Source organism: Flavobacterium piscis, from assembly GCF_001686925.1.
Classification (GTDB): Bacteria; Bacteroidota; Bacteroidia; order Flavobacteriales; family Flavobacteriaceae; genus Flavobacterium; species Flavobacterium piscis.
On record NZ_LVEN01000013.1, the window covers coordinates 137880 to 163372 of the forward strand.

General features: G+C 32.9%; 25 protein-coding genes. 6 read left to right on the top strand and 19 right to left on the bottom strand.

The genetic code is table 11. From position 1 onward, the window contains the following. The first annotated feature begins 8 nt into the window (after positions 1 to 8). A complete protein-coding gene (locus FLP_RS09290; protein WP_065449249.1) occupies positions 9 to 350 on the top strand; it encodes a heavy-metal-associated domain-containing protein in 342 nt (113 codons plus the stop codon). A gap of 130 nt (positions 351 to 480) precedes the next feature. Continuing rightward, positions 481 to 1161: a DedA family protein gene (locus tag FLP_RS09295; protein WP_065449250.1), complete on the top strand. Its 681-nt coding sequence runs from the start codon at positions 481 to 483 to the stop codon at positions 1159 to 1161. 308 nt (positions 1162 to 1469) lie between these two features. Here the strand turns inward: FLP_RS09295 and rodA are convergent, their stop codons facing one another. From rodA to purH, 6 genes are all read right to left on the bottom strand, one after another. Next, positions 1470 to 2705: a rod shape-determining protein RodA gene (gene rodA, locus FLP_RS09300; protein WP_065449251.1), complete on the bottom strand. Its 1236-nt coding sequence runs from the start codon at positions 2703 to 2705 to the stop codon at positions 1470 to 1472. A gap of 14 nt (positions 2706 to 2719) precedes the next feature. Then, the gene (mrdA, locus tag FLP_RS09305; RefSeq protein WP_065449252.1) at positions 2720 to 4669 is read right to left on the bottom strand and encodes a penicillin-binding protein 2; all 1950 of its coding nucleotides are present in this window, start codon (positions 4667 to 4669) and stop codon (positions 2720 to 2722) included. Then, positions 4666 to 5172 (bottom strand): rod shape-determining protein MreD, encoded by a 507-nt coding sequence (locus tag FLP_RS09310; protein WP_065449253.1) that lies wholly within the window; start codon positions 5170 to 5172, stop codon positions 4666 to 4668. The genes mrdA and FLP_RS09310 overlap by 4 nt, the downstream gene beginning before the upstream one ends. Beyond that, entirely contained in the window at positions 5165 to 5989 is an 825-nt protein-coding gene (gene mreC / locus FLP_RS09315; RefSeq protein ID WP_065449254.1) for a rod shape-determining protein MreC, read from the bottom strand. Before mreC ends, FLP_RS09310 begins: the two co-directional genes overlap by 8 nt. A 108-nt stretch (positions 5990 to 6097) precedes the next feature. After that, positions 6098 to 7126 (bottom strand): rod shape-determining protein, encoded by a 1029-nt coding sequence (locus FLP_RS09320; protein WP_007804822.1) that lies wholly within the window; start codon positions 7124 to 7126, stop codon positions 6098 to 6100. A gap of 54 nt (positions 7127 to 7180) precedes the next feature. Next, positions 7181 to 8707: a bifunctional phosphoribosylaminoimidazolecarboxamide formyltransferase/IMP cyclohydrolase gene (gene purH / locus FLP_RS09325; protein WP_065449255.1), complete on the bottom strand. Its 1527-nt coding sequence runs from the start codon at positions 8705 to 8707 to the stop codon at positions 7181 to 7183. 165 nt (positions 8708 to 8872) lie between these two features. Here purH and FLP_RS09330 point away from each other — a divergent pair, with 165 nt between their 5' ends. After that, positions 8873 to 10120, top strand: coding sequence for an ABC transporter permease (locus FLP_RS09330; RefSeq protein ID WP_065449256.1), 1248 nt, complete (start codon positions 8873 to 8875; stop codon positions 10118 to 10120). Positions 10121 to 10417: 297 nt separating this feature from the next. Here the strand turns inward: FLP_RS09330 and FLP_RS09335 are convergent, their stop codons facing one another. The 4 genes from FLP_RS09335 to tamL all read right to left on the bottom strand — a co-directional run bounded on the left by FLP_RS09335 (position 10418) and on the right by tamL (position 15726). Beyond that, positions 10418 to 11020, bottom strand: coding sequence for a hypothetical protein (locus tag FLP_RS09335; protein ID WP_065449257.1), 603 nt, complete (start codon positions 11018 to 11020; stop codon positions 10418 to 10420). 88 nt (positions 11021 to 11108) lie between these two features. Beyond that, positions 11109 to 11963 carry an acetyl-CoA carboxylase, carboxyltransferase subunit beta gene (accD, locus tag FLP_RS09340; RefSeq protein ID WP_056190173.1) on the bottom strand — a complete coding sequence of 285 codons (855 nt, stop codon included), beginning with the start codon at positions 11961 to 11963 and terminating at the stop codon, positions 11109 to 11111. 74 nt (positions 11964 to 12037) lie between these two features. Beyond that, complete coding sequence (gene fbaA / locus FLP_RS09345; RefSeq protein WP_065449258.1) at positions 12038 to 13105, bottom strand: class II fructose-bisphosphate aldolase; 1068 nt, start codon at positions 13103 to 13105, stop codon at positions 12038 to 12040. A gap of 59 nt (positions 13106 to 13164) precedes the next feature. Continuing rightward, positions 13165 to 15726, bottom strand: coding sequence for a translocation and assembly module lipoprotein TamL (gene tamL / locus FLP_RS09350; protein ID WP_078006310.1), 2562 nt, complete (start codon positions 15724 to 15726; stop codon positions 13165 to 13167). A 37-nt stretch (positions 15727 to 15763) separates the two neighbouring features. Between tamL and FLP_RS09355 the strand changes: the two genes are divergently transcribed. Further along, complete coding sequence (locus FLP_RS09355) at positions 15764 to 16492, top strand: TrmH family RNA methyltransferase (RefSeq protein WP_065449259.1); 729 nt, start codon at positions 15764 to 15766, stop codon at positions 16490 to 16492. A 9-nt stretch (positions 16493 to 16501) separates the two neighbouring features. On the opposite strand, the gene porT is transcribed toward FLP_RS09355, so the two are convergent. The 4 genes from porT to FLP_RS09375 all read right to left on the bottom strand — a co-directional run bounded on the left by porT (position 16502) and on the right by FLP_RS09375 (position 19366). Further along, positions 16502 to 17212 (bottom strand): type IX secretion/gliding motility protein PorT/SprT, encoded by a 711-nt coding sequence (gene porT, locus FLP_RS09360; RefSeq protein ID WP_065449260.1) that lies wholly within the window; start codon positions 17210 to 17212, stop codon positions 16502 to 16504. Between the two features lies 1 nt (position 17213). After that, positions 17214 to 17945, bottom strand: coding sequence for a bifunctional demethylmenaquinone methyltransferase/2-methoxy-6-polyprenyl-1,4-benzoquinol methylase UbiE (ubiE, locus tag FLP_RS09365; protein ID WP_065449261.1), 732 nt, complete (start codon positions 17943 to 17945; stop codon positions 17214 to 17216). Positions 17946 to 18525: 580 nt separating this feature from the next. Next, entirely contained in the window at positions 18526 to 19008 is a 483-nt protein-coding gene (locus tag FLP_RS09370; RefSeq protein ID WP_065449262.1) for a dihydrofolate reductase, read from the bottom strand. Between the two features lie 13 nt (positions 19009 to 19021). Beyond that, complete coding sequence (locus tag FLP_RS09375) at positions 19022 to 19366, bottom strand: 2TM domain-containing protein (protein WP_065449263.1); 345 nt, start codon at positions 19364 to 19366, stop codon at positions 19022 to 19024. A 236-nt stretch (positions 19367 to 19602) separates the two neighbouring features. Between FLP_RS09375 and FLP_RS09380 the strand changes: the two genes are divergently transcribed. After that, positions 19603 to 19899: an isoamylase early set domain-containing protein gene (locus tag FLP_RS09380; protein WP_065449264.1), complete on the top strand. Its 297-nt coding sequence runs from the start codon at positions 19603 to 19605 to the stop codon at positions 19897 to 19899. Between the two features lie 53 nt (positions 19900 to 19952). Here FLP_RS09380 and FLP_RS09385 read toward each other — a convergent pair whose 3' ends face one another. From FLP_RS09385 to FLP_RS09405, 5 genes are all read right to left on the bottom strand, one after another. Then, positions 19953 to 20804, bottom strand: coding sequence for a thymidylate synthase (locus FLP_RS09385; RefSeq protein ID WP_065449265.1), 852 nt, complete (start codon positions 20802 to 20804; stop codon positions 19953 to 19955). 5 nt (positions 20805 to 20809) lie between these two features. Continuing rightward, a complete protein-coding gene (locus FLP_RS09390; protein WP_123921658.1) occupies positions 20810 to 21400 on the bottom strand; it encodes a hypothetical protein in 591 nt (196 codons plus the stop codon). A 38-nt stretch (positions 21401 to 21438) separates the two neighbouring features. Continuing rightward, positions 21439 to 22062: a bifunctional nuclease family protein gene (locus FLP_RS09395; protein ID WP_042566126.1), complete on the bottom strand. Its 624-nt coding sequence runs from the start codon at positions 22060 to 22062 to the stop codon at positions 21439 to 21441. Positions 22063 to 22227: 165 nt separating this feature from the next. Further along, entirely contained in the window at positions 22228 to 23196 is a 969-nt protein-coding gene (locus tag FLP_RS09400; RefSeq protein ID WP_065449267.1) for an electron transfer flavoprotein subunit alpha/FixB family protein, read from the bottom strand. A 74-nt stretch (positions 23197 to 23270) separates the two neighbouring features. Then, positions 23271 to 24017 (bottom strand): electron transfer flavoprotein subunit beta/FixA family protein, encoded by a 747-nt coding sequence (locus FLP_RS09405; RefSeq protein WP_065449268.1) that lies wholly within the window; start codon positions 24015 to 24017, stop codon positions 23271 to 23273. 491 nt (positions 24018 to 24508) lie between these two features. On the opposite strand from FLP_RS09405, the gene FLP_RS09410 reads away from it, so the two are divergent. Further along, the gene (locus FLP_RS09410; RefSeq protein ID WP_065449269.1) at positions 24509 to 25489 is read left to right on the top strand and encodes a pyruvate dehydrogenase complex E1 component subunit beta; all 981 of its coding nucleotides are present in this window, start codon (positions 24509 to 24511) and stop codon (positions 25487 to 25489) included. Positions 25490 to 25493 lie beyond the last annotated feature (4 nt).

Genomic DNA, 25493 nt, shown 5'->3' on the forward strand with positions numbered 1-25493 from the left:
AGATAAAAATGAAAAATATAATTTTAATTGCATTAGTAACTTTTTTAGGATTTTCGGCTCAGGCTCAAACTAAAAAAAATAAGAATTTAAAATATACTACAGAGGTAAACGGTAATTGTGAGCAATGTAAAAAACGAATCGAAAAAGCAGCTTTTGCTGTTCCCGGTGTTAAGTCAGCAACATGGGATATTAGCTCACATCAGCTTGCCGTGATTTTAAATGAAGAAAAGTCATCTCCTGAAGATTTAAATAAAGCGATTGCTAAAGTAGGGCATGATACTAAGGATGTTAAAGCAACAGATACTGATTATGAAAATTTACATTCTTGCTGCAAGTATGTAAGAGAATAATTATCTTACGAGCCCAAGTGTAATCTTGGGCTTTTAAATAGTTAATTTATCTTTAAAATATAGCAATTTATTGGTGTTGAAGCAAATTATTGTTAATTTCACGAACTTATAAATATAACCAAAAGCATTTATGAATAATTTTGATTGGAGTCAATTAATTAACCCTGAATTTTACATTACATTAAGCATCGGAGGTGTTCAAATTGGTTTATTTATTGTTTTGTTTATAGTTTTTGCTGAAACAGGACTTTTCGCGGGTTTTTTCCTTCCGGGAGACAGTTTACTTTTTTTGGCGGGTATTTATAGCCGTGATCTAATGTTGAATGTAGTTGATATTCCAGCTGATTTTATAAATGTATTTGTGCTTTCTACTCTTGTTGCCATAATGGGGGTTTTGGGAAATATGACAGGATATTGGTTTGGAGCTAAAAGCGGATATTATTTGTTTAAAAAAGAAGATTCATTTTGGTTTAAGAAAAAATATCTTTTACAATCTAAAGATTTCTTTGAAAAGTATGGTGGTAAAGCGATTATTTATGCGCGTTTTCTTCCAATTTTCAGAACATTTGCTCCAATCATTGCGGGTATAGTTTCTATGGATAAAAAGAAGTTCATGTTTTATAATGTCCTGAGTTCTTTTTTATGGTCCTTTATCCTAATTTTTGCAGGTCATTATTTATATGGAGTGTTTTTAAAGCAAGGAATCGATTTAAAGCACCATATCGAATATATCATTATCATAATTGTTATTATCTCTACGTTCCCGGTTTTAGTAAAGCTTTTAAAGAAAAGACCAAGCGAAAAGATATAATTAATATATAAATACAAAAAAGTCCGAAGTTCTGAACTTCGGACTTTTTTTATGCCTGAATATGATTTTTAAACATTGTCAACATTGAAGTGATTTGAAATGCACGATTATCTTATTATGATACTTAATCCTAGGTTGAAGCTTTGCACAGCTCACAGCTATATTTAAAATTATTCTTTTTTTAATTTAAGTTAATGTGTTTTTTAGGCGTGAATGTATTAAATGCTATAGAAACGACTTAACTTAAAATCCTAAATTTTCAATTGGAATTTGGAATTTTTGTATTGAATTTTTTCAAAAAAAAAAGCCTACCATTCATTTACCTTATTAGCATCCATTTTTAAGAAGATAAACAATAAAATGGTGAATCCCCAAAGTCCGGAACCTCCATATGAAAAGAAGGGAAGAGGAACCCCAATAGTTGGAAAAATCCCTATAACCATTGCAATGTTTACAAAAAAGTGCGTAAATAAAATTCCTGCAACACAATACCCGTAAACTCTGCTGAATTTTGTTTTTTGTCTTTCGGCCAAGTAAATTACTCTTAGTAATAAACCAACAAAAAGCGCAATAACAACAATTGAACCTGCAAAACCCCATTCTTCACCAACAGTTGTAAAAATATAATCTGTATGTTGCTCAGGAACAAATCCTCCTTTGGTTTGTGTTCCTTCTAAGAAACCTTTTCCAATCCATCCTCCGGATCCAATAGCAATTTCTGATTGGTTGGTGTTATATCCAATACCTTTCATATCGACTGTTTTTCCTAATAATATATTAAAACGGTCACGGTGGTGCTGTTTAAAGATATTATCAAAAACATAATCTACAGATAGTACAAAAGCCGAGATGACAGCGAGTAATATAGCACTTAAAATAATGTTTCGGTCAACGGCCCGGCCTTTAAAATGTATGATAATTAAAACCCCCAGCGCAATTAATATAACCGCGTAAGGTTCTAAGATAAGCGTTAAAACGAATAATATAATAGTTATAAAACCAGTCCAGACATACCATGATGGTAATCCTTCTCTGTAAAGAACCACAATAAAAATACTGTAGATCAAAGCACTTCCGGGATCGGGTTGAGGTAAGATCAATAATACTGGTAGAAAAACAATAGCCAAAGCCTGAACCTGTCTGTTTACTTCTTTGAGGTTAATCTGTGTATCACTTAAATATTTTGCTAATGCCAATGCTGTAGCGGCTTTTGCAAACTCGGAAGGCTGTATTGTAAAACTCCCTATTGCATACCAGCATCTTTGGCCGGCAATGGTTTTTCCAAAAAGAAACAAACCGGCTAACGAAAGTAAAGAAACCCCAAAAATGATACTGGCGTATTTTTCGTAAAATTTTCCGTCGACAAAAAGTACAATAAAAATCAAAGGAATTGTACAGCCAATAAAAATTAATTGTTTTTGATAGGTTCCGTCTGTTGATAATAATGATGACGAATAGATATTTAACCACCCTAGTATTACTAACGCACTGTAGATAAAAACACTTATCCAGTCAATGTTATTTTTTACACTTTGATTTCTCATTTGAAATAATATTGTTAGTTTTCTTTAGTGGTGTCTACAGGCGTAGATTTAATTTCTACTTTTTGTTTGATCATTTTAGCTTTCATCACAGAGTCTTTAGGAGTAGATTCAATGGCGCTGGCTTCATTCATTCCACCTAATTTTGCATATTCACTTACAAGACTTTTGTTTAAAACCCTGATTTCTAAATCTGTTCTTGTGATTTTTTTTCTTAAATATTTTTCAATCATCAAACTTGCAATTGGTCCGGCAACTGTGGCACCAAAACCTCCATTTTCAATCATAATTGCAATAGCAATTTTGGGATTGTCTTTTGGGGCAAAAGCAACAAATATCGAGTGATCTTTAAGCTGTGTTCTTTTTCCGTTAATTTTGGCAAAGTTTTCTGCCGTACCTGTTTTTCCGCAAATATCAATTCCTTCTACTCTAAGAGCATAAGCCGTTCCTTTATTATAAACATCAAATAAACCGCTAATTACTGGTGGAAAATATTTTTGATCAACAGTTGTAACGTGTTTATTGGTGAATTTAGCATCAATTTTTTTTCCTTCAATTTTTTTAATGATATGAGGGGTGTAATAATAACCCTGATTGGCAACTGTAGCCATCATGTTCGCTAACTGAATTGGGGTCATTAAAACCTCTCCCTGACCAATAGCGTTAGAAACGATTGTTGTACTTCTCCATCCGCCGTTAGGATATATTTTTTTGTAGGTTTTAGATGTCGGTATGTTTCCTCTTTTACCAGTTGGTAAATCATAACCCATAAACTGACCTAACCCAAAACTTTTAATGTGATCACTCCAAACATCAACTGCCTTGCCAGGATTTGCATATTTATTAATTGTAAGCATATAAGCTTGCGCAAAATAGGTATTGCATGAATTATAAATTCCATTATGCAATTGATGAGGTCCAAAACCGTGACATTTCATAAAACGGCCTCTACCATAACTAAATCCGTGGTGACACATAAAAGTCGTTTGCTCATTGATAACACCTTCTTGTAAAGCTACTAAGCCAGTTAAGATTTTAAACGGAGATCCTGGAGGATATTCTGCTAAAAGTCCTCTGTCGTATAATGGTTTTGCTATAGAATCATGATATAAAAGTGTATAGTTTTTTGATCTTTGTCTTCCAACTAAAATACCCGGATCATATGATGGGGCGGTAACTAATGCTAATATTTCACCTGTTTTAGGTTCGATGGCAACAATTCCTCCTCTTTTGTTGATCATCAATTCTTCACCGTATTTTTGAAGTTCGGCATCAATAGTTAAATTAATGTCCTCTCCGGCAACTGCAATGGTATCATATTTCCCATCTTTATAAGATCCAATTTCACGATTGTATTTATCTTTCTGAATATATTTCACGCCTTTTATTCCTCGTAAAATATTCTCGTAGCTTTCTTCAACTCCTTGTTTTCCAATTAAATCTCCACTATTGTAGTAAGGGTTTTTTTTAATTAAGTTTTCGTTTACCTGAGTAATAAAACCAAAGATATTGGCACCGTAGTCTACTTCATAATCACGAAGAGAACGTTTTTGAAAATAAAAACCTTCATATTTTCTGATTTTTTCCTGAAAAGCGGCAAATTCATTTTTGTTTAATTGCGGTAAAAATACAGAAGGTAATCTTGGGCTGAATACTTTAGCTTTAGCAATTCTTTTATCGTAATCCTCCTTTGTGATATTTAGTAAAGTGCAAAATTCATCAACATTAAGGTCTTCTTTGATTTCTCTCGGAATTACCATGATATCGTAAGAAGCCTGATTGGCAACTAATAATTTTCCGTTTCGGTCGTAAATATAGCCTCTTTCAGGATAGTCATACAGCTTTTTTATTGCATTATTATCTGATTTTAATTTAAAAGAATCATCTATAATTTGCAAATAAAATACCCTCATCACAAGCAAAGATGCTGCAATAATAATTAAAGAGGGCAGCAGAATTTTTCTCATCGTTTATTGGGCTTAATAAGGTAAATTATGATAATTGAGGTGATTATTGTAAATATTGAACTAAATAATGTTCGGAGTAAAATATCCCAAATAAATTTAAACTGAAAGGCTTCTAGTATAAACAATACGATATGATGTAATAAAACAGATACCAGAATAAAAGAAAATCTTTCAGGTGTTAATGAGTCGTTTAGCTTAATGGTCTGGTATTCATAACTCAGTCCAAATGAGAATTTAAAAATGTAAGGTCTGTAATAGGCGAGGATAACGCAGGCCGTTGCATGAATTCCTCCTGAATTACAAAACATATCCATTGTAAGTCCCAGCAAAAAACTGGAAAATATTAATCCGGCTCTATTGCTGTTTACCGGATACAAAATAATGTATAAGATGTATGGGAAGGGACTTATGTACCCTAAAAAATTCATATTATTAAAAATAACAATCTGAATTGCTAGTAAAATAATAAATCGAAAAATATTGACTAACAAAGCGCTATTCATCTTTTTTCTTTTTTTCTAAATTAATAAGTTCTTCTCTGTCCTTACTCTTAATAATATAAACGTGACCTAAATTTGTCATATCATTAAATAGCTTAACATTTATGACATAATAGCTGGTGCCTGATTTAACATATATATTGTTTACTGTACCAATATTAATTCCTTCTGGAAAAATTACAGATTGGCCGCCGGTAACAATTGTATCGCCTTTTCTAATAGAAGCTAGTCTGGGAACATCTTCAAGCTGAACAAATCCTGTGCTTTTTCCATCCCATGTTAATGAACCAAAATGATTTGACTTTTTTAGTTTTGCATTAATGTGCGATTTCATGTTCAAAATACTTACTACTGTTGAGTATCTTGGCGATGTATTATCAATAACCCCTATAATCCCTAAACTATTGATTACTCCCATATCCTGTTTGATTCCGTCATTTGATCCGGAATTTAAAGTAATGTAGTTTTCGTGCGTACTGTATGAGTTATGAATTACTTTTGAAACTATGATATCTGCAGGTTTTACTCCTTTTACACTATCTGCTAAAGGAACTTTTGTAGTGTCTTCCTTATTGAATAAAAGACTTTTTAATCTTGCGTTTTCAAGTACAAGTTCGTCGTTTTCAGTTCTTAAATTCAAATATTCATTTACATGATTGATTCTTTCATAAACACCTCCGCTTAAAAAATTAGCTGAACTGATTACTTTACTTCTATGAAAAGAATGCGATTGAATTGTGAGAGCCAACGAAATACCTAAAAGCAGCAAAAACAGCAATCGATTACTGTTTCTTATAATAAAATTAAAAATTTGCTGCATTTCTTGTTTGGTTATTTTGTTTCAGGATATGCTATTAAGTTTCAAATTTTATAAGAGTCAGATAAATTAAATCTGACTCTTATAAAAACATATTGATTATTTTGAATCTTATTTAATTAAGATACTTTTAAATTTTGCAATATTTTTAAGTGCCATTCCGGTTCCACGAACTACAGCTCTTAACGGGTCTTCAGCAATATAAACAGGTAAATCTGTTTTTTGCGAAATACGTTTGTCAAGACCTCTTAACATAGATCCACCACCGGCTAAATAAATACCAGTGTTGTAAATGTCTGCCGCTAATTCAGGAGGAGTTTGAGATAATGTTTCCATTACAGCATCTTCAATACGCTGAATTGATTTGTCTAATGCTTTAGCAATTTCACGGTAAGAAACATCAACTTGTTTTGGTTTACCGGTAAGTAAATCTCTACCCTGAACTGACATATCCTCAGGAGGACCATCTAAATCTTCGATAGCAGCTCCAATTTGAATTTTTATTTTCTCTGCAGTACTTTCTCCCACAAAAAGATTGTGTTGAGTACGCATATAGTAAACGATATCATTTGTAAAAACGTCACCTGCAATTTTTACAGATTTGTCGCATACAATACCGCCTAATGCAATTACAGCAATTTCTGTTGTACCACCTCCAATATCAACAATCATGTTTCCTTTTGGCTGCATGATATCAATACCAATACCAATTGCTGCTGCCATTGGCTCATGAATTAAGTAAACTTCTTTTCCGTTTACTCTTTCACAAGATTCTTTTACAGCTCTCATCTCAACCTCAGTAATTCCAGACGGAATACATACTACCATTCTTAAAGCTGGAGTAAACATTCTTTTCTTTAATGCAGGAATACTTTTGATGAACATGTTGATCATCTTTTCCGAAGCATCAAAATCTGCAATTACACCATCTTTCAAAGGCCTTATGGTCTTGATGTTTTCATGCGTTTTACCTTGCATCATATTGGCTTCTTTACCAACAGCAATGATTTTGCCTGATATTCTGTCACGTGCAACGATTGACGGACTATCAATAACAACTTTATCATTATGTATGATTAAAGTGTTTGCGGTACCAAGGTCTATCGCAATATCCTCGGTCATGAAATCAAAAAATCCCATAAGTTTTTTAGGGGTTTAAAATGTTATAAATTATTTTGAACAAAGTTAAACAAATTAATGTTTAAAATGACGTGTTCCTGTAAATACCATTGCAACATTATTTTCGTTGCAATAATTTATGCTTAATTCGTCTTTTATCGAACCTCCGGGCTGAATTACAGCTGTTATTCCTGCTTTTTTAGCTAATTCTACACAATCCGGAAAAGGGAAAAATGCATCACTTGCCATAGAAGCGCCGGTTAAATCAAAACCAAAAGCTTTTGCTTTATCTACAGCTTGTACCAAAGCATCAACTCTTGATGTCTGGCCGGTTCCTGAAGAAATTAATGTTCCGTTTTTTGCAAAAACAATCGTGTTTGATTTGGTGTTTTTACAAATTTTTGAAGCAAATATCAAGTCTTCTATTTCCTGAGCAGTCGGCTCAGTGATAGTAACGGTTTTTAAATGCTCTTTAGTATCTGTAATATTATTTCTGTCCTGAATTAACAAACCGTTAAGACATGTTCTTACTTGTCTTGAAGGTAATTCAACTTCATTTTGAACTAATATAATTCTGTTTTTCTTTTCTTGTAAAACGGCAATTGTATCATCATCATAACTTGGAGCAATTACTACTTCGCAGAATAATTTATTGATTTCCTGTGCTGTAGCCAAATCAATTTTAGTGTTTGCAATCAAAACTCCACCAAAAGCAGATGTTGGATCGCAAGCCAATGCTGCTAAATAAGCTTCGCTGATTGTTTTTCTTGAAGCTAAACCACAAGCATTATTATGTTTTAAAATAGCAAATGTTGGTCCGTCAGTTTTAAACTCATTAATTAAGTTTACTGCCGCGTCAACATCTAACAAATTGTTATATGATAATTCTTTTCCGTGAACCTTTTTAAACATCGCATCAAAATCTCCAAAAAAGAAACCTTTTTGATGTGGGTTTTCACCATATCTTAAAACCTGGCCACCTGCAATACTTTCTTTGTAGATAGTTTCGTCAGTATTAAAATAATTAAAAATAGCACCGTCATAATGAGAGGAAACGTGGAATGCTTTTGTAGCAAACAATCTTCTGTTTTCAAGAGTTGTTGCTCCGTTTTGTTCTGTAATTAAATCCAAAAGCAAACTGTATTCATTAACAGAAGCTACAATTACAGTGTCTTTGAAGTTTTTTGCACCGGCACGAATCAATGAAATTCCGCCAATATCAATTTTTTCAATAATATCCTGTTCGCTTGCGCCAGAAGCAACCGTTTTTTCAAATGGGTACAAATCAACAATAACCAGATCAATTTGAGGAATATCAAATTCCTTCATTTGCTGAACGTCACTTTCGTTATCCTGACGGTTTAAGATTCCGCCAAAAATTTTCGGGTGCAAAGTTTTTACCCTTCCGCCAAGAATTTCCGGGAATGAAGTAATATCTTCAACAGGAACTACAGGAATTCCAAGGTTTTTTATAAAATCTTCGGTTCCTCCAGTCGAATAAAGCGTTACGTTTTGTTCGTGTAATTTTCTAACGATTGGCTCTAAGCCATCTTTCGAAAAAACAGAAATTAATGCTGATTGTATTGTTTTAGTTGTGCTCATTGTGTAGTTATGATTTTCAGACTGCAAAAGTAGTTTTTTTAAATATTATTTTAAAGAAAATTAATGTAACATTATGCTAAAAAAATCTACTGATGAGTAAGTTAACTTTTATTAGGATTTTGATTTTAATTTATTGAATTTTACTTTTATGAAAAATACACGTATATGCTGGTTTATCTAAGGTTATTAAAAGAAAGTTTCCGCTTTGCCATAAACGCTTTGCGAAATAATAAACTGCGTACCTTATTGTCGCTGTTAGGTGTTACGATTGGTATTTTTTCGATTATTGCTGTTTTGGCAGCGGTAGATTCTTTAGATCGAAAGATTTCAAAAGATTTGAGCAGCTTAGATAAAAATACGATTTATTTAATGAAATATTGTTTTGGTCCTTCTGAAATTCCACAATGGAAAAGAGAGCAATTTCCAAATGTAAAATATGATGAATACATCAGTTTAAAAAATTCCCTTAATAATACAGATCAGGTCGCTTATCAGCTTTTTGTAAATCATGAAACTTTAAAATATGATTCAAAAACTGTTAGTGATGTTAATATAGTTCCTTCGTCCAGCGAAATGGTCGATATTGAAGGATTAAGTTTCGATAAAGGAAGATTTTATAATGAATCTGAATCCAATTCCGGAAGCGCAGTTATTGTTCTGGGATACGATATTGCTGAGGGACTTTTTGAAACTAGCGATCCTATTGGTAAAAATATTCGTTTATACGGACAGCGTTTTACCGTAATTGGTGTAATAAAAAAACAGGGTGCGGGTTTTTTTGGCGATAGTAATGATACATCGGTTTATTTACCAACGAACTTTTTGCGCAGAATGTATGGTGATAATGATGCAATGACACCGGTTATTGTTTTAAAACCTGTAAAAGGAGTAGATATGGAGGCGTATAAAGCCGAAGTTGCCCAAAAACTAAGAGCAATTCGCGGAATGAAAGCAGGCGAGTCTGATAATTTCTTTATTAATGTACTTTCTGGTTTTACTGATTTTGTAGATGGAATTCTGGGAAGTTTAAGGTTTGGAGGTATATTTATTAGTTTCTTTTCTTTTTTGGTTGGAGGTTTTGGTGTGGCAAATATTATGTTTGTTTCGGTAAAAGAGCGAACTAATTTAATAGGGATTCAAAAATCTTTAGGCGCAAAAAATCGTTTTATATTGTTTCAGTTTTTGTTCGAAGCCGTTATTCTTTGTTTGATAGGCGGAATAATTGGTTTGTTGATTGTTTGGTTGATGTCCCTGCTTTTAACTAATTTATTAGATTTCGAATTCGTATTAAGTTTCTGGAATGTTATTATCGGGGCAGGATTATCGATTCTGGTTGGTATAATATCCGGAATTTTACCGGCAATTTCGGCAGCAAAATTAGATCCGGTTGAAGCGATTAGAACGGGAATGTAATTTTAAGGATCTAAGATGCTGAGTTGCTAAGGTCCTGAGATTTTTTTTTTTTTTTTTTTGAAGGTGAAAAGAAACAAACATTGGAGTTCGTTGGTGATAAAGTTCCAGGGAAACAATTTCTGTTGTAGATATGGAATTATTCCGTTGAATATAAAATTTATTCTTTTGAATAGCCTCCAGCTTTAGCTGGAGATTTAAATAAAGATTAGAAATTAGGCTTTAGCCAAATAATTAATGCTTAGTAAACTTGCGAAAGGTTTCTAAAAAAAATCCGAAGAAATATTCTTCGGTTTTTTTTTAGTTCTTATTTGGGAATTTAATTTTAGTTCGATCCCATTTAATAGAATCAGAATAATAGTAATCATTATTGGTTTTGTATTTCAAAACAGTATCCTCTTCTTGAGTGGTTCTTCTGATTGCATAAGCCTGTAATTGATTTTTGTTTAGGAACTTGAAAAAGGATGTGTTTTTTATAGTGTCATTTTGAGACGCAATAATTAATATTCGTCTGTTTTTCTCTTTACTTAGAATGTTTTCTGATAAAAAATCATTTAAGCTTACTTCTGGAATTTTAACAATATCTTTTGGTTGTAGGTCAAGAAAATGGGGAAGTGTATCTTTTTCACTGCCGTAACTACATAATTCAAGGAAATATCTTTTTTGATAAAAATAGAAACTTCCTTTTTTGTCAATTAATAACTGATGCTCTGCATAAAAACCTTTTCTTGGAGGAGGAGCAAATCTGTCCGTATGTTTTTTTATGGAATCGTAATATTTTTCAAGTTTTTCATCTTCATATGAGATGATGTAGGTTTTGTTTCTCTCAATAATTTTTTCTTCTTTCTTAGTACAATTCAAAAGAAACAAACAAATTGCAAAACCAACTAAAACTCTTTTCATAAAACTAAGATTTCAAATAAAGATATAAAAAAATCTCACCTGCAAATTAAGCGGATGAGATTTTATATGTTTAAGAAAGTTTTTAAAACTATCTAATTGTATTGTTTTGAATCAAATCGATATATAAGTTAATCTTATCTTTCAATTCTTTTCTTGGCGTGATAAAGTCAAGGAAACCATGCTCTAAAAGAAATTCGGCAGTTTGAAAACCTTCTGGTAAATCTTTTCCTGTAGTATCGCGAACAACACGAGGACCTGCAAAACCAATTAAAGCCCCAGGTTCAGAGATGTTGATGTCTCCTAACATTGCATATGATGCAGTTGTTCCTCCTGTAGTTGGGTCAGTACAAAGCGAGATGTATGGTAATTTAGCTTCAGCTAACTGAGCTAATTTTACTGATGTTTTAGCTAATTGCATTAATGAATAAGCAGCTTCCATCATACGAGCTCCACCTGACTTAGAAATCATTACAAAAGGTAGTTTGTTTTTGATCGCGTGATCAATACCTCTGGCAATTTTTTCTCCAACAACCGCTCCCATAGATCCGCCAATAAAGGCAAAATCCATACAGCAGATAACAAGTTCTTTTCCTTTAGATTTCCCCACTCCTGTACGCACAGCGTCTTTCAGGTGAGTTTTCTCCATTACATCCTTCAATCTTTCTGCATATTTTTTTGTATCCACAAAATGCAAAGGGTCTTTTGATGTCATGTTTTTATCCAATTCAACAAATTCGTTATTGTCGAATAAAATTTCAAAATAGGTTGCGCTTCCAATTCTAACATGAAAATCATCTTCAGGACTAACAAATAAGTTTCTGGCTAATTCATCAGCATCAATAATTTTTCCTGTAGGAGATTTGTACCACAATCCTTTAGGAACGTCCATTTTATCTTCGGTCGCAGTCGTAATCCCTTTTTCTTGTCTTTTAAACCAAGCCATATTTTTTGTTTTTTTTGTTTCAGGTTTAAAGTTTGAAGTTGAGAAACTTGAAACCTGAAACTTTAAACTTTTAATTATAGAGTATTCACATTATTCAAGTCAGCAAAAGCTTGCTCAAGTCTTGTATTGAATGTCACTTCACTTTCACGTACCCATTTTCTTGGGTCATAATATTTTTTGTTAGGAACATCAGCACCTTCTGGGTTACCAATTTGAGATTTTAAATAGTCAATGTTTTTAACCATGTAATCACGAATTCCTTCAGTAAATGCAAATTGCAAATCTGTATCAATATTCATTTTGATAACTCCGTAGCTAATTCCTTCTCTGATTTCTTCAAGTGTAGAACCTGAACCTCCGTGGAAAACGAAATCTACTGGGTTAGGACCTGTTTTGAATTTGTTTTGAACGAAATCCTGAGAATTTTTTAAGATTTTTGGAGTCAATTTTACGTTTCCTGGTTTGTAAACACCGTGAACGTTTCCAAAAGCGGCAGCAATTGTAAATTTAGGACTAATTTTAGATAATTCTTCGTAAGCGTAAGCTACTTCTTCTGGCTGAGTGTATAATTTTGAACTATCAACATCAGAGTTGTCAACACCATCTTCTTCACCACCTGTAATACCAAGTTCGATTTCTAATGTCATTCCCATTTTGCTCATTCTTGCCAAATACTGTTTACAGATCTCAATGTTTTCTTCGATTGGCTCTTCAGACAAATCGATCATATGAGAACTAAATAATGGTTTTCCTGTTTCTGCAAAATGTTTTTCAGAAGCATCTAATAAACCATCAATCCAAGGTAATAATTTTTTTGCACAGTGGTCAGTGTGTAGAATTACGGTAGCACCGTAAGCCTCTGCCAAAGTATGAATGTGTTTTGCTCCGGCGATTCCTCCAGCAATTGCTGATTTCTCGTTAGCGTTAGATAATCCTTTTCCAGCGTTAAATTGTGCTCCTCCGTTTGAAAATTGAATAATAACTGGCGCATTTAGTTTCGCTGCAGTTTCAAGAACTCCATTGATTGTGCTAGACCCCGTAACATTTACTGCTGGTAAAGCAAAACCTTTTTCTTTTGCATAATTAAAAATTTCCTGTACTTGATCTCCTGTAGCTACTCCGGGTTTAATATTGTGTGCCATTGTAATTTTTTTTTAGTTGTTTTTAGTTTTTAGGTTGCAAAAATAAGAATTAATTAGCATTAGAACGGATAATTTATCCCAAAATTTAAAACCGAATGGCCAAAATTGTATTCTTTGAACCAGCGGTCTCCCTTCTCATGCGCCGGATTATAAGTCTTGAAGCCTAAATCTAACCGAATCACAAAAAAGCTTAAATCGTAACGCAAACCAAATCCTGAACCCAAAGCAATTTCAGCTAAATCGTTTACGCCAGAGAATTTTGCCTTCTCATCGATGACATTATCGAGTACATTCCAGATATTTCCGGCGTCTGCAAAGACTGCTCCCTTGACATCGCCAAAAACTTTAAAACGGAATTCGGCACTCAATGCAATCTTCATATTGGCCTCATTAAAATCATTCGCTGCATTTGTACTTCCCGGACCCAAAGAGTAAGGTTGCCATGCACGGTTGTCGTTTGAGCCTCCTGAATAATAACTTCGTGAGAACGGAATGTAATTTGAATTTCCAAAAGGAATAGCTATACCAAAGAAACTTCTCACCGCTAATACCTTTTCTTTTCCAAAATCCCAGTGTTTGATGTAATCAAATTCTGTTTTAATGTACTCTGAATATTCTAAATTGAAAATTTCATAATTGCCATTTGAATTTTTAGGTAAACTGGCAATACCTGAAATGGCAGTTAATAAGGTTCCTGCAGATTCTATTTTAGTTTTAAACTGATAAAAAGTATTGTCAGCAAGATCTTTTTTGGTGGTTTTTGTAAAGGTGTAACTTGTTGCTAAAATAAAGTCATTTTCGGTCAAACGAATCCTTCTTTCTTCGATACTTTCTACATCTTTATATTGAGGATCTCCTGGAAGTAAGTCGGTTTGGTTAGTTAATACATCGTTGGTAAAACCTGTGGTTCCTGTTGGTATAGTAAGGTTTTTATTAAAAGAATTATCGAAATAGGATTCGTTTGTATTGTGATCTTTACCAATATTATTTAATTCGTTATAAGAAGAAGTATAAACGTTAAAATAATTATTAGGATTTAAATTTCGTACAAACTGAGCATTAAGTAATTCAAGTTTGGCAGTATTATATCTTTTTGGAGACCAATTATAGGCAAGACCTCCTGTAAAATTTTCTTTATCCAAACCGATGTTTCTTTGTTTTGAGAAACCCGCGGTAATGCTGGTAGAAGGAATCATTCTTTTTGGAATAATTTTTTCAGTACCAAAAGGCAATAAAATTCTCGGAAAATTTAATTTTAAATCAAGACCATATTCAGAAACATTAAAGAAATTATCATTAGGGTTAGCCATGTCTTTAGACGAACCTACGTTTAAACGTGCAGAAATTTCCAACGTTTCGGCTCTGTTAAATACATTTCGGATAGTTTCAGAAACACTGGCTCCAATACCAAAATCCTGAATGTTAGAATGGGTTACGTCAAGAGAGGCACCAAAACTATATTTCTTTCTGGGAGTCAGGTACACATTCGCAATTAAGGATTGTGCAGTTGAGTCGCGTTTGTCAACTTCATATTGAATCGAAGGATAATTAAAGATTTTTAAATTATTTAGATATCTTGAAGAGAGAGTAGTTCTCGTATCAGAAAAATAATTTCCTTTGGTGATAAAAATGGCGTCAGTAATGGCTCGCGGTTTGTATTTTAATTTTTTGTGACTGTACAGATTAAAGTTGTTGTACGTTGTACTGTCTGTTATTTTTGTTTTTGCATTGGCAGGAGAATAATCCGTATAAATGTTAACATCGCTTATTTTATATAATTTAAAAGGCTCTGTTCTGCTGGAGTCTCTTTCCTGAATATTATTATTGTTGATGATTAAAGTTACATCAGCCTTATTCTTTTTGCCTATCGTGTCAATATCAAAAGTAACATAAGTGGGTTGAAAGAAATAAGCACCATGGTTTCTAAAATAAGTAGTAAGACGATTTTTTTCATCCTCAAAATCAGCAGTTTTGTATTGTTTTCCGGATTTTAAAAATGAAGGTTCATTGTTAGTTTTGTATAATGAATCCAAAGCAGGAGTCTTGATATTGGTGTTAATAGTGTCCAGGGTATAAGCAGGACCTGTGGTAATGAGGTAATTAATTTTAGCTTTTTTTCTGGCAACACTATCAATGCTGTAATCTGTTGCTACATTAAAATATCCATTATTAAAATAATAAAACTTTAAACGCAAAAGAGATTTTTTTGTCTTAGCAGTATCAATAACAACAGGAGGTTCGCCTGTGCTTTTTAAGAATTCATGAATACCTTTGTACAGAAAAGATTGTCCAAGTCGGTCAACTTGCTTTGCTGATAATATTTTAGCCTGACGCTCATATAAACCAGGGTGATTTTTAAATTTAGCCTGATAAGTAGAATCCGGATTTAAGTTGGCTAAGTTGTATAAATTTAAGCGTAAACGATATCCTAACAAAGTACCATTTGGTTTTTGATACATCTGGTTAGAAGCTATTTCGTCGTTCGTAGCCTTTCCATTTACAAGAATAGTATTTTTTACAAGAAGGTTTTTTCCATCTGGAACTCTTTTTACAGCATTACAACCGCAAATAAATATTGCTATTAGAATAAATGCTGTTATTTTTGTGGAATTCTTTTTCAAGTGTTCTTAAATATTTAATTCAAAAGTACATTATTTTATGGTTAGTAAAAACCAAATAAAACTTATATCAAGTTTACATCAAAAAAAGCAACGTTTTGCAAATCAATTATTTTTCGCCGAGGGAGTAAAAGTAATTCAAGAATTGTTGTTATCCAACTTTGAATTAGAGCATTTATACACGACTCTAAATGATTTTGAAGAAGTCCATTCTTCAAAACGTACGCTTATTTATGAGCAGGAACTTAAAAAAATTAGTGCCTTATCAACTCCAAATTCATGTTTAGCGGTTTTTAAAATTCCGTCCGAGAATGAAATAACCAACTCTGGTTTGATTTTAGCTCTTGACGATATTCGCGATCCCGGAAATTTAGGGACGATTTTACGTCTTTGTGACTGGTTTGGTATCAAACAAATTATTTGTTCTAAAGAAACTGTCGATATTTATAATCCAAAAGTAGTTCAGGCAACGATGGGGTCTATCGCCAGAGTAAATGTGAATTATGTTGATTTGAAAACTTTTATTACCGAAGCTAATATTCCTGTTTTTGGAACTTTTATGGATGGCGCGAATATTTATCAATCTAATTTACCTCAAAGCGGAATCATCATCATGGGTAATGAAGCCAATGGAATATCATCAGAGATTGAAAAAATAGTTACAAGCCGACTCACAATTCCAAGATTTGGAGAACTGCAAAAAACCGAAAGTTTAAACGTAGCTACTGCAACAGCAATTATTCTTAGTGAGTTTAAACGAAATAGTTAGGAATTTGTTTTAATGAAAAGTGAAATTAATCAAAATAGCCCTCGATTTCATAGAATCAATGTTGTCTGTCCATGGGCTAGGGCCTTTTGCCGGATTGTCGCGAATTAATTCATCTGTAATACCAAACATACCTCTTATCGAAGGAGAAAAGATAAAGTATTCAGAGAAAAAGTCAATTCCAAAACCTACTTCATAAGCGGCAGTCCATTGTTTTGTTCTGAATTTGCCTTCAAAATTGTCATCTTTTGATTTTGAGTTGCTCGATAAATTCAATGTTGTAGACATTCCTCCAACCAAATACGGGCGAATGTTTCCTGTGCGCAGTGAAGAAAATTTCAATAGTAATGGAAAATGAATATAAGTACTGTTTACTTCTCGTAAATAATCTTTTTCTAAAGGTAAATTTGGATAATACAAATCGCGTTTAGAATAATATAATCCTGGCTCAAAACGCAAGTTGATATATTCCTGTAGTCTTAAGTCAGCCACAACCCCCACATTAAAACCGGTAGTTTTTTTTACCTGAATGTCCCGGCCCGGAGTTTTGTAGTCAAATTTAAAATCGAAACTATTAAATCCAAGATAATAACCAAAATACAGGCGTTGTTTTTGCCAGTTTTCAAGATTTATAATAGGATCCTTGCTAAACATACTTTTAGCAAATTGAGAATATCCGTTTGTCGTTAAGACTAGTAAAAGTAAGACTACAGTTTTTTTCATACTATTTTTTAGATGCAGAATAAATGGTGGCAACCCCAAAAGTTTGAGGCATGGATACAACATCTATAAACCCAATTTTTCTCAAAATATTGTTTAATGCTTCTCCATAAGGAAAAACAGCAGCAGATTCAGACAAGTAACCATAAGCGGCATTGTCTTTAGAAAATAATTTACCAATGATAGGAAGTATGTTTTTGCTGTAAAATTTATAGCCTTGTTTGTAAGGTGTTTTATCAGGAACCGAAGTTTCCAGAATTACAAAAACACCATTAGGTTTTAGAACTCTCAAAATTTCAGCAAAACCTTTTTCTAGATTTTCAAAATTTCGAACACCAAAACCAACAGTTATAGCATCGAAATAGTTGTCTTCAAAAGGAATTTTTTCAGAATCGCCCAAAACCATATCAATCAAATTTGATAATCCTTTTTCTGCGATTTTCTTTTTTCCAACTTCCAGCATGCCTGCAGAAATATCCAGTCCAATTATTTTTTCGGCATTTGTTTGCGCCATTAAAATAGCCAGGTCGCCAGTACCTGTTGCGATATCAAGAATAACTTTGGGTTTTTTATCCGAAACTATTTTTAATACTTTCTTTCGCCATTTAATATCGATTCCAAATGAAATTACGCGATTCAAATTGTCGTAGTTCCCCGAGATGTTATCAAACATTTGGGCAACCTGCTCTTTTTTACCTAAAGAAGAGTCTTTATATGGGGTTATTTTTTCAGACATTTTTTTTATTTACGCAAATATAATACAATCTGACTTAACTGTAATTGAGTTTTTGAATTTGTAAATTAATTGTTTTAGCAGAAGGCTTTTAATTGATATTGTATGTTGGGTTTTTGCTATCACCAAAAGTGGGTATTTTGATAAAATCACTAAAAGTGGGTATTGTGGGACATGGATTTTATGGCCAACTTTGCTACAGTTAAAAAGATAGAATTTTAATGATTGATTGAATTTTTGACTTAATCAGATGAAGATTTTTTTCGCACTGGTAATTTCATTTGTTCTTGTAAGTAGTTTTGAAAGTATTGTTCTTGGGGCCAATACTCTTTAAAGTGCGAAATACGTTCTTAGGATTAAATTTGTTTTTGGAAATTTTAATTTTCTTGCCTTTAATATCTTAGTGGTATTTGTTATTAAAGGCTCTTTGAGATTCGTTCTCATTTAACAGTAAATGTTATTCAGTTATTCAAATGTTTTATAACATTTGTGATTTTTTTTCCAAAACTATTACTCGAATGAGTCAAATCTAATCAATCGTTTTAAAAAACATCCTTCACAAGAGGATGTTTTTTTTGTTTTCTTATTTTCTAATGTATGTTTCGTAAGTATAATCAAAAAGATGTTTCTCGTCCTTAAAATTTTCTTCAGATTCTACCAGTTGCCACTCACTTTTACTGATTTTAGGAAAAAAAGCATCAGCTTCAAAAGTATGGTGAACTTTGGTTATCTCAATAATATCGGTATAAGGTAAGGCCAGATTATAAATTTCGCCTCCGCCAATGATATAAGAATCTTCGTTTTCAGGGCATGCGGCAATTGCTTTTTCGATACTGTCAACTATGATGCATCCTTCCGGATGATAATCTTTTTGTCGTGTTATTACAACATGAACTCTGTTTGGGAGAGGTTTCGGAAAACTTTCAAAAGTTTTTCTGCCCATAATAATATGATGATTCGTTGTAAGCGATTTGAATCTTTTAAAATCATTTGGTAAATGCCAAACTAATTCATTGTTTTTTCCAAGTGCGTTATTTTCGGCAACAGCCGCTATCATTATAATCATAGCAATCTAGTAACTAAAATTTATTTTCGGTATCCTCAATTATTCTGGATTCTAATTGACTAATTCTTTTTTGCTGCAAGCCAACAAGTCGGTCAATTTGTTCTCTTTCCCATTTTTTATTCATGAACCTGTCTGTAATGTACACCTTTATAAAATGTAAAATAAAGATAAAGAACCATATCGTAATTCCCCAAACACACCAATTTTGTTCTGTGTTAGCACCTAAATCGAAAAATCTATTAGCAATAAATAAAAATAAACTTCCCAGTAGAAAAAGTACAAAATGAAAATATAAGATCTTTTTTTGTCTAAGTCTTCTTCGGGCGTATTCGTATTGTTCGTGAACTTCTTTTTCCATATGATATAAATGAGGTTATAAAGTTAAAATTTATTTTGTAACGACCCTATTTAGATACTGGAATATTTCTTTTAAAATCCGCTGAGAGTTTGAATTCCAAAATTTTATGCAGATTAAATTGCTAAATAGATAAAAAAATATTCGGTTTTTGATATTATCATAAATCGGTTCTGAAGGTATCGAAAATTCAGCTGAATTTGTGTAATTTCGTCTATAAATCTAAAAACTAAACAGTTATGTCTCTAAAGAAACAATTTATAAAAACGAAGCCTGTAGTAAAAGTTACATTTTCTATAGATGCTAAAGATGCAAATTCTGCAGCGGTTGTTGGTGATTTTAACAACTGGAATGTTGAGGAAGGAACTTTAAGTAAATTGAAAAATGGTACTTTTAAAGCTACCTATGACTTAGTTAAAGATGCAATTTACGAGTTTAAGTACGTAATTGATGGAAGTTATGTTAATGATCCGGAAGCAGATTCTTATAAATGGAATGATTTTGCAGGAAGTGAAAATAGTGTTTTAGTAGTATAAAATATAAGTATAAAAAAATCCGCTTAAAAAACTTAAGCGGATTTTTTTATACTTTATACGGCAACACTACCTTTTATTCCCGCATGCGGTTCATAATCTAAAAGAGTAAAGTCATTATAATCAAAATCAAAAATGTTTTTTATCTCTGGATTTAAGATCATTTTTGGTAATGGTTTTGGCTCACGTGTTAATTGCAATTCTAATTGTTCGAAGTGATTGTTGTAAATATGTGCATCTCCAAAAGTGTGAATAAATTCACCATACTCCAGATCACATACCTGAGCAATCATCATGGTTAACAATGCGTAAGAAGCAATATTAAAAGGAACTCCTAAAAATATATCAGCACTTCGTTGGTACAATTGGCAGGATAATTTTCCTTTTGTTTCTCCTTTTTCAGGATCAGGGCTGGTTACATAAAACTGAAAAAAAGCATGGCAAGGAGGTAATGCAGCCTTATTATTCGCAACATTTTCTTCAAATGACTTTTTTGTATCTGGTAAAACCGATGGATTCCATGCTGAAACCAACATTCTTCGACTGTTAGGATTTGTTTTTAGTTCTGTAATCAATTCAGAAATCTGATCGATTTCTTCACTGTTCCAATTGCGCCATTGGTGTCCGTAAACAGGTCCTAAATCTCCATTAGAATCTGCCCAGGCATCCCAAATTTTTACTCCGTTTTCTTGAAGGTACTGTATGTTGGTATCACCTTTTAAGAACCAAAGAAGTTCATAAATAATAGATTTTAAGTGTAGTTTTTTGGTAGTAACCATTGGGAAACCTTCACTTAAATCAAAACGCATTTGGTAACCAAAAACACTTTTGGTTCCCGTTCCTGTTCGGTCTCCTTTTTGATTGCCGTTTTCTAAAACGTGTTTTACCAGGTCTAAATATTGTTTCATGGGTCTTATTTTATTTCTTCAATACTAATTTTAAATTTCCCTCCTATAGATGACTTAATGTTTATTGTCATCGGGACTGGAGTAGTTAAAAACTTGTAAAGACTTTGATCTAGATTCGTATTGTTTGATGCCACATACAATTTATAGTTGCCATCTGCTGTATTGTTTATTATCCAGGTTTTGTTCAGTGAAAGAGGTCCGTTTCGATAATCAAAGTTATCCGGTAATTCTTCCATTTTTATAGTTCTTCCGTTTTGATCTAAAATTGATGCTAAAGGAATGAAAATATATTTTTTAAACCCAAAACAATCACATATGCTACTTATAGTTAATCGATATTTTTTATTAGATTTTAAGTCAAAATTATAGCCTTTGTAGTTGGTGTAAATTTTTTCCTTTTCTCCATAAGTCATTACTGAATCACTAATTTTTAATTCAAATTCATGACTTTCATTTAATACTATCGGGCTGGTAGGTATGTGCGAACTTAGAGTTCTGTTTTCTTTTAAGATCTTATAAGATTCAATTGGGGTAGTTTTTCTGGAACACCCACAAGTAATAAATAATACTAAAACAATAATAAGTTTGTAATTCACTTTTTAAACTGGATTAGTTTTATAATAATAGAATCTATTTATCTTTTCGAAATTTCGTCTCTAATTTTTGCTGCCTTTTCATAATCTTCCTGAGAAACCGCCTGATCTAAAAGTTCATTTAGTTCCTGCAAACTATGTTTTGCGTAAACATCTCCGGATTGATTACTTTCTTCTTCATGACCAAAAGTTTCCGGATTAGAAAGCACATCATCAATTTCCTGAGAACCCTGATCAGTTTCTGCAGTATTTGATTTTAAATAGATACCAGCCTTGTCTAAGATGTTTTTATAAGTAAAAATCGGAGCATTGAAACGCAAGGCCAATGCAATTGCATCAGAAGTTCTGGCGTCGATAATTTCTTCGATTTTATCTCTTTCGCAAATTAAACTCGAGTAAAAAACGCCATCGACAAGTTTATGAATAATGACTTGTTTTACTACAATATCAAACCTTTCGGCAAAGTTTTTGAATAAATCGTGTGTTAACGGACGAGGAGGTTTTATTTCTTTTTCTAAGGCAATAGCAATCGATTGGGCTTCGAAAGCACCAATAACTATTGGTAATTTTCGTTCGCCATCAACTTCGTTCAAAATTAAGGCATAAGCGCCATTTTGAGTTTGGCTGTATGAAATTCCTTTTATAGATAATTTTACTAGACTCATATATATGGGTAAAAAAGGGCAATTATTGCCTCATTTTAAGACTTTTTTTGATTGAAAAATAAAGGTGCAATTTTAATCAAAAAATATGGAACAAAAAAGCCACCTAAAACAAAGATACGATTATCTTGTTTTTAGGCAGCTATATTTTTATAGAGAATTTTTAAATTAAGAATGTTGTGCTTTAAAAGCTTTTAATTTCTCAATTAATTCAGGAACAATTGTAAATGCATCTCCAACTATACCATAATCTGCCACTTTAAAGAAAGGAGCTTCAGGATCATTATTGATAACCAATTTTACTTTTGATGAGTTGATACCCGCAATATGCTGAATAGCACCAGAAATCCCTACTGCAATGTATAAGTTGGTTGCAACTGGTTTTCCTGTTTGTCCCACGTGTTCGCCGTGAGGTCTCCATCCTAAATCAGAAACGGGTTTAGAACATGCAGTTGCAGCACCTAAAACAGCGGCTAAATCTTCGATTAATCCCCAGTTTTCTGGACCTTTTAATCCACGTCCGCCAGAAACTACGATATCAGCATCAGCAATAGATACTTTTCCGCTTACTTTCTCTACAGATTCTACTTTTACTCCAAAGTCATTATCACCAATTGATGGATTAAAATCTTCTTCGGTTGCGGATCCTGCACTTTCGAAAATTCCGTAAGAGTTTTTAGCAAGGCCAAGAACTTTTACATCGGTATTGATTTCTGTAATATTGAAAGCTTTGTTTGAGAAAGCATTTCTTTTTACCTGAAAAGGAGAAGTACTAACCGGTAATCCAACAACATTTGATGCGAAACCGGCATTTAAAGCCACGGCAACTAATGATGAAAGGTAAATACTGTCTGTAGTCGAAGAAAGTAAAACTACTTTTGTGCCTTCTTTTTCAGCAGCTTGCTTGATAACATCGGCGTAAGCCTTAGCTGTAAAACCTGCTAATTTATCGTTGGTAACTTTTAGTACTTTATCAACTCCGTATTTAGCCAATTCGCTAACGTCACTGGTGTTTACAGTTAAAGCTGTAACAGTTGTTCCAAGTGATTCTGCTACTTTTTTAGCGTAAGAAGCTAATTCAAAAGCAACTTTTTTAAATTTTCCTTCTGCAGATTCTGCATATATTAATATTGACATAATTTTTTTGTTTAAAAGTTTAAAGTTTCAGGTTTCAAGTTGCTAAACTGAAAACTGCGACTGAAAACTGATTACTAGATTACTTTCGCTTCGTTGTGTAATAAATTGATTAACTCATCTAAATTGTCTGCAGGAATTAATTTTACTGCTGATTTTGGAGCTGGTTTTTCAAATTTTACCGCTTTTGTATTTACAGGAGCATCAACCGGCTCAAGAATAGTCAGAGCTTTTGTTCTTGCAGTCATGATTCCTCTCATGTTTGGTATGCGAAGATCTTTTTCTTCAACAAGACCTTTTTGACCACCAATTATTAAAGGTAAAGAAGTGCTTACTGTTTCTTTTCCTCCATCGATTTCACGAACTGCTTTTACGTTGTTCCCATCAACAGTAATAGCTGTACAAGAGTTTAAAAAGTTAGAACCTAAAATTCCTGCAATCATTCCAGGAACCATTCCACCATTATAATCAAGAGATTCTTTTCCTGCAATTACAAGATCATAACCTCCGTTTTTAATTACTTCAGCCAATTGTTTTGCAACAAAAAAACCATCAGTTGGGATAGCATTTACACGAATAGCTTCATTTGCACCAATTGCCAAAGCTTTACGTAAAGTAGGCTCAGTATCTGGTCCGCCAACATTTACTACGGTTACAGTAGCGCCTTGTTGCTCCTGAAACCAAATGGCACGTGTCAAACCAAACTCGTCATTAGGATTAATTACATATTGAACACCGTTGGTATCGAATTCTGAGTCACCATTGGAGAAGTTGATTTTTGAAGTAGTATCAGGCACGTGGCTGATGCAAACTAATATTTTCATAAGTATATATTTTATATTTATAATATGCTTTTACAAATTTAGAAATTAAAATCGGAATAAAATACTATGCATGCATAATGTTTTTTAAAAACTATTACGATTTCGCAGATTCTGAAATTTAGAGACCGTTTTCTTAGGTCGAAAAAGAAATAATGCATTCATTTCTTCTGATTCTTAGGAATTTTGTAAATCAGGCAATCGGGACAAGTGTTAAAAATTACACTAAAAATACTGTTTTTTTTGCTTCTTTACGTTTTAGTAGGAGTATTTTAGAAAATAAAAATTAACAAAAAGACCAGAGTTTGTAAGATAACCAATTTATGAGGCAAATAATCGCAATTACATCGATTTCGTAAATGTCACAATAATTTTTAAAAAGTTAAAAGGAGAAGGCAGAATGAAGTTCATGTGATTTTAAACTTAATTTATGCTTTTAAGTTATTTAAAATAATTATTTTTGCTCTTCAGAAAATTCAACATACAATATAAATATGAGAACAATACAATTTAGAGAGGCCATTTGCGAAGCGATGAGCGAAGAAATGCGTCACGATGAATCCATATATTTAATGGGCGAAGAAGTTGCAGAATACAACGGGGCATACAAAGCTTCAAAAGGAATGCTTGCTGAGTTTGGCGAAAAAAGAGTAATCGATACTCCAATTGCTGAGCTTGGTTTTACAGGAATTGCAGTAGGATCAGCTATGAACGGTTGTCGTCCTATTGTGGAGTACATGACTTTCAACTTCTGTTTAGTAGGTATTGATCAAATTATAAATAACGCTGCTAAAATGCGTCAAATGACTGGTGGACAATTTAATGTGCCTATCGTTTTTCGTGGACCAACTGCTTCTGCAGGTCAATTAGGAGCTACTCACTCACAAGCTTTAGAAAACTGGTTTGCAAATACTCCGGGTCTTAAAGTTGTTGTGCCTTCAACTCCTTACGATGCAAAAGGACTTTTAAAATCTGCAATTCGCGATAACGATCCTGTAATTTTTATGGAATCTGAGCAAATGTATGGTGATAAAGGTGAAGTGCCGGACGGAGAATACACAATTCCATTAGGAGTTGCTGATATCAAACGTGAAGGAACTGATGTTACTATCGTTTCTTTTGGTAAAATCATCAAAGAAGCTTTTATTGCTGCTGATGAATTAGCTAAAGAAGGAATTTCTTGCGAAATTATCGATTTAAGAACAGTGCGTCCTATGGATAATGAAGCGATCTTAAAATCAGTTAAAAAAACTAACCGTTTAGTAATTTTAGAAGAAGCGTGGCCATTTGCAAGTATTTCATCTGAAATCACTTATATCGTTCAGGAACAAGCTTTCGATTTTCTTGATGCGCCAATTCAACGTATTACAACAGCGGATACACCTGCGCCTTACTCTCCTGTTTTACTAAAAGACTGGTTGCCAAATGCAGCAGATGTAGTAAAAGCAGTTAAAAAAGTATTGTACAAAAAATAATACA

Coding starts and splice junctions, on each gene's coding strand:
- FLP_RS09310 (WP_065449253.1), bottom strand. CDS start 5,172: ATGAATAGCGCTTTGTTAGTCAATATTTTTCGATTTATTATTTTACTA.
- FLP_RS09395 (WP_042566126.1), bottom strand. CDS start 22,062: ATGAGTCTAGTAAAATTATCTATAAAAGGAATTTCATACAGCCAAACT.
- mrdA (WP_065449252.1), bottom strand. CDS start 4,669: ATGAGAAAAATTCTGCTGCCCTCTTTAATTATTATTGCAGCATCTTTG.
- mreC (WP_065449254.1), bottom strand. CDS start 5,989: ATGCAGCAAATTTTTAATTTTATTATAAGAAACAGTAATCGATTGCTG.
- rodA (WP_065449251.1), bottom strand. CDS start 2,705: ATGAGAAATCAAAGTGTAAAAAATAACATTGACTGGATAAGTGTTTTT.
- porT (WP_065449260.1), bottom strand. CDS start 17,212: ATGAAAAAAACTGTAGTCTTACTTTTACTAGTCTTAACGACAAACGGA.
- FLP_RS09405 (WP_065449268.1), bottom strand. CDS start 24,017: ATGAAAATATTAGTTTGCATCAGCCACGTGCCTGATACTACTTCAAAA.
- FLP_RS09295 (WP_065449250.1), top strand. CDS start 481: ATGAATAATTTTGATTGGAGTCAATTAATTAACCCTGAATTTTACATT.
- purH (WP_065449255.1), bottom strand. CDS start 8,707: ATGAGCACAACTAAAACAATACAATCAGCATTAATTTCTGTTTTTTCG.
- FLP_RS09370 (WP_065449262.1), bottom strand. CDS start 19,008: ATGATTATAATGATAGCGGCTGTTGCCGAAAATAACGCACTTGGAAAA.
- FLP_RS09355 (WP_065449259.1), top strand. CDS start 15,764: ATGGTTAGTAAAAACCAAATAAAACTTATATCAAGTTTACATCAAAAA.
- FLP_RS09335 (WP_065449257.1), bottom strand. CDS start 11,020: ATGAAAAGAGTTTTAGTTGGTTTTGCAATTTGTTTGTTTCTTTTGAAT.
- FLP_RS09400 (WP_065449267.1), bottom strand. CDS start 23,196: ATGTCAATATTAATATATGCAGAATCTGCAGAAGGAAAATTTAAAAAA.
- FLP_RS09385 (WP_065449265.1), bottom strand. CDS start 20,804: ATGAAACAATATTTAGACCTGGTAAAACACGTTTTAGAAAACGGCAAT.
- fbaA (WP_065449258.1), bottom strand. CDS start 13,105: ATGGCACACAATATTAAACCCGGAGTAGCTACAGGAGATCAAGTACAG.
- FLP_RS09380 (WP_065449264.1), top strand. CDS start 19,603: ATGTCTCTAAAGAAACAATTTATAAAAACGAAGCCTGTAGTAAAAGTT.
- FLP_RS09410 (WP_065449269.1), top strand. CDS start 24,509: ATGAGAACAATACAATTTAGAGAGGCCATTTGCGAAGCGATGAGCGAA.
- accD (WP_056190173.1), bottom strand. CDS start 11,963: ATGGCTTGGTTTAAAAGACAAGAAAAAGGGATTACGACTGCGACCGAA.
- FLP_RS09320 (WP_007804822.1), bottom strand. CDS start 7,126: ATGGGATTTTTTGATTTCATGACCGAGGATATTGCGATAGACCTTGGT.
- ubiE (WP_065449261.1), bottom strand. CDS start 17,945: ATGTCTGAAAAAATAACCCCATATAAAGACTCTTCTTTAGGTAAAAAA.
- FLP_RS09330 (WP_065449256.1), top strand. CDS start 8,873: ATGCTGGTTTATCTAAGGTTATTAAAAGAAAGTTTCCGCTTTGCCATA.
- FLP_RS09290 (WP_065449249.1), top strand. CDS start 9: ATGAAAAATATAATTTTAATTGCATTAGTAACTTTTTTAGGATTTTCG.
- FLP_RS09375 (WP_065449263.1), bottom strand. CDS start 19,366: ATGGAAAAAGAAGTTCACGAACAATACGAATACGCCCGAAGAAGACTT.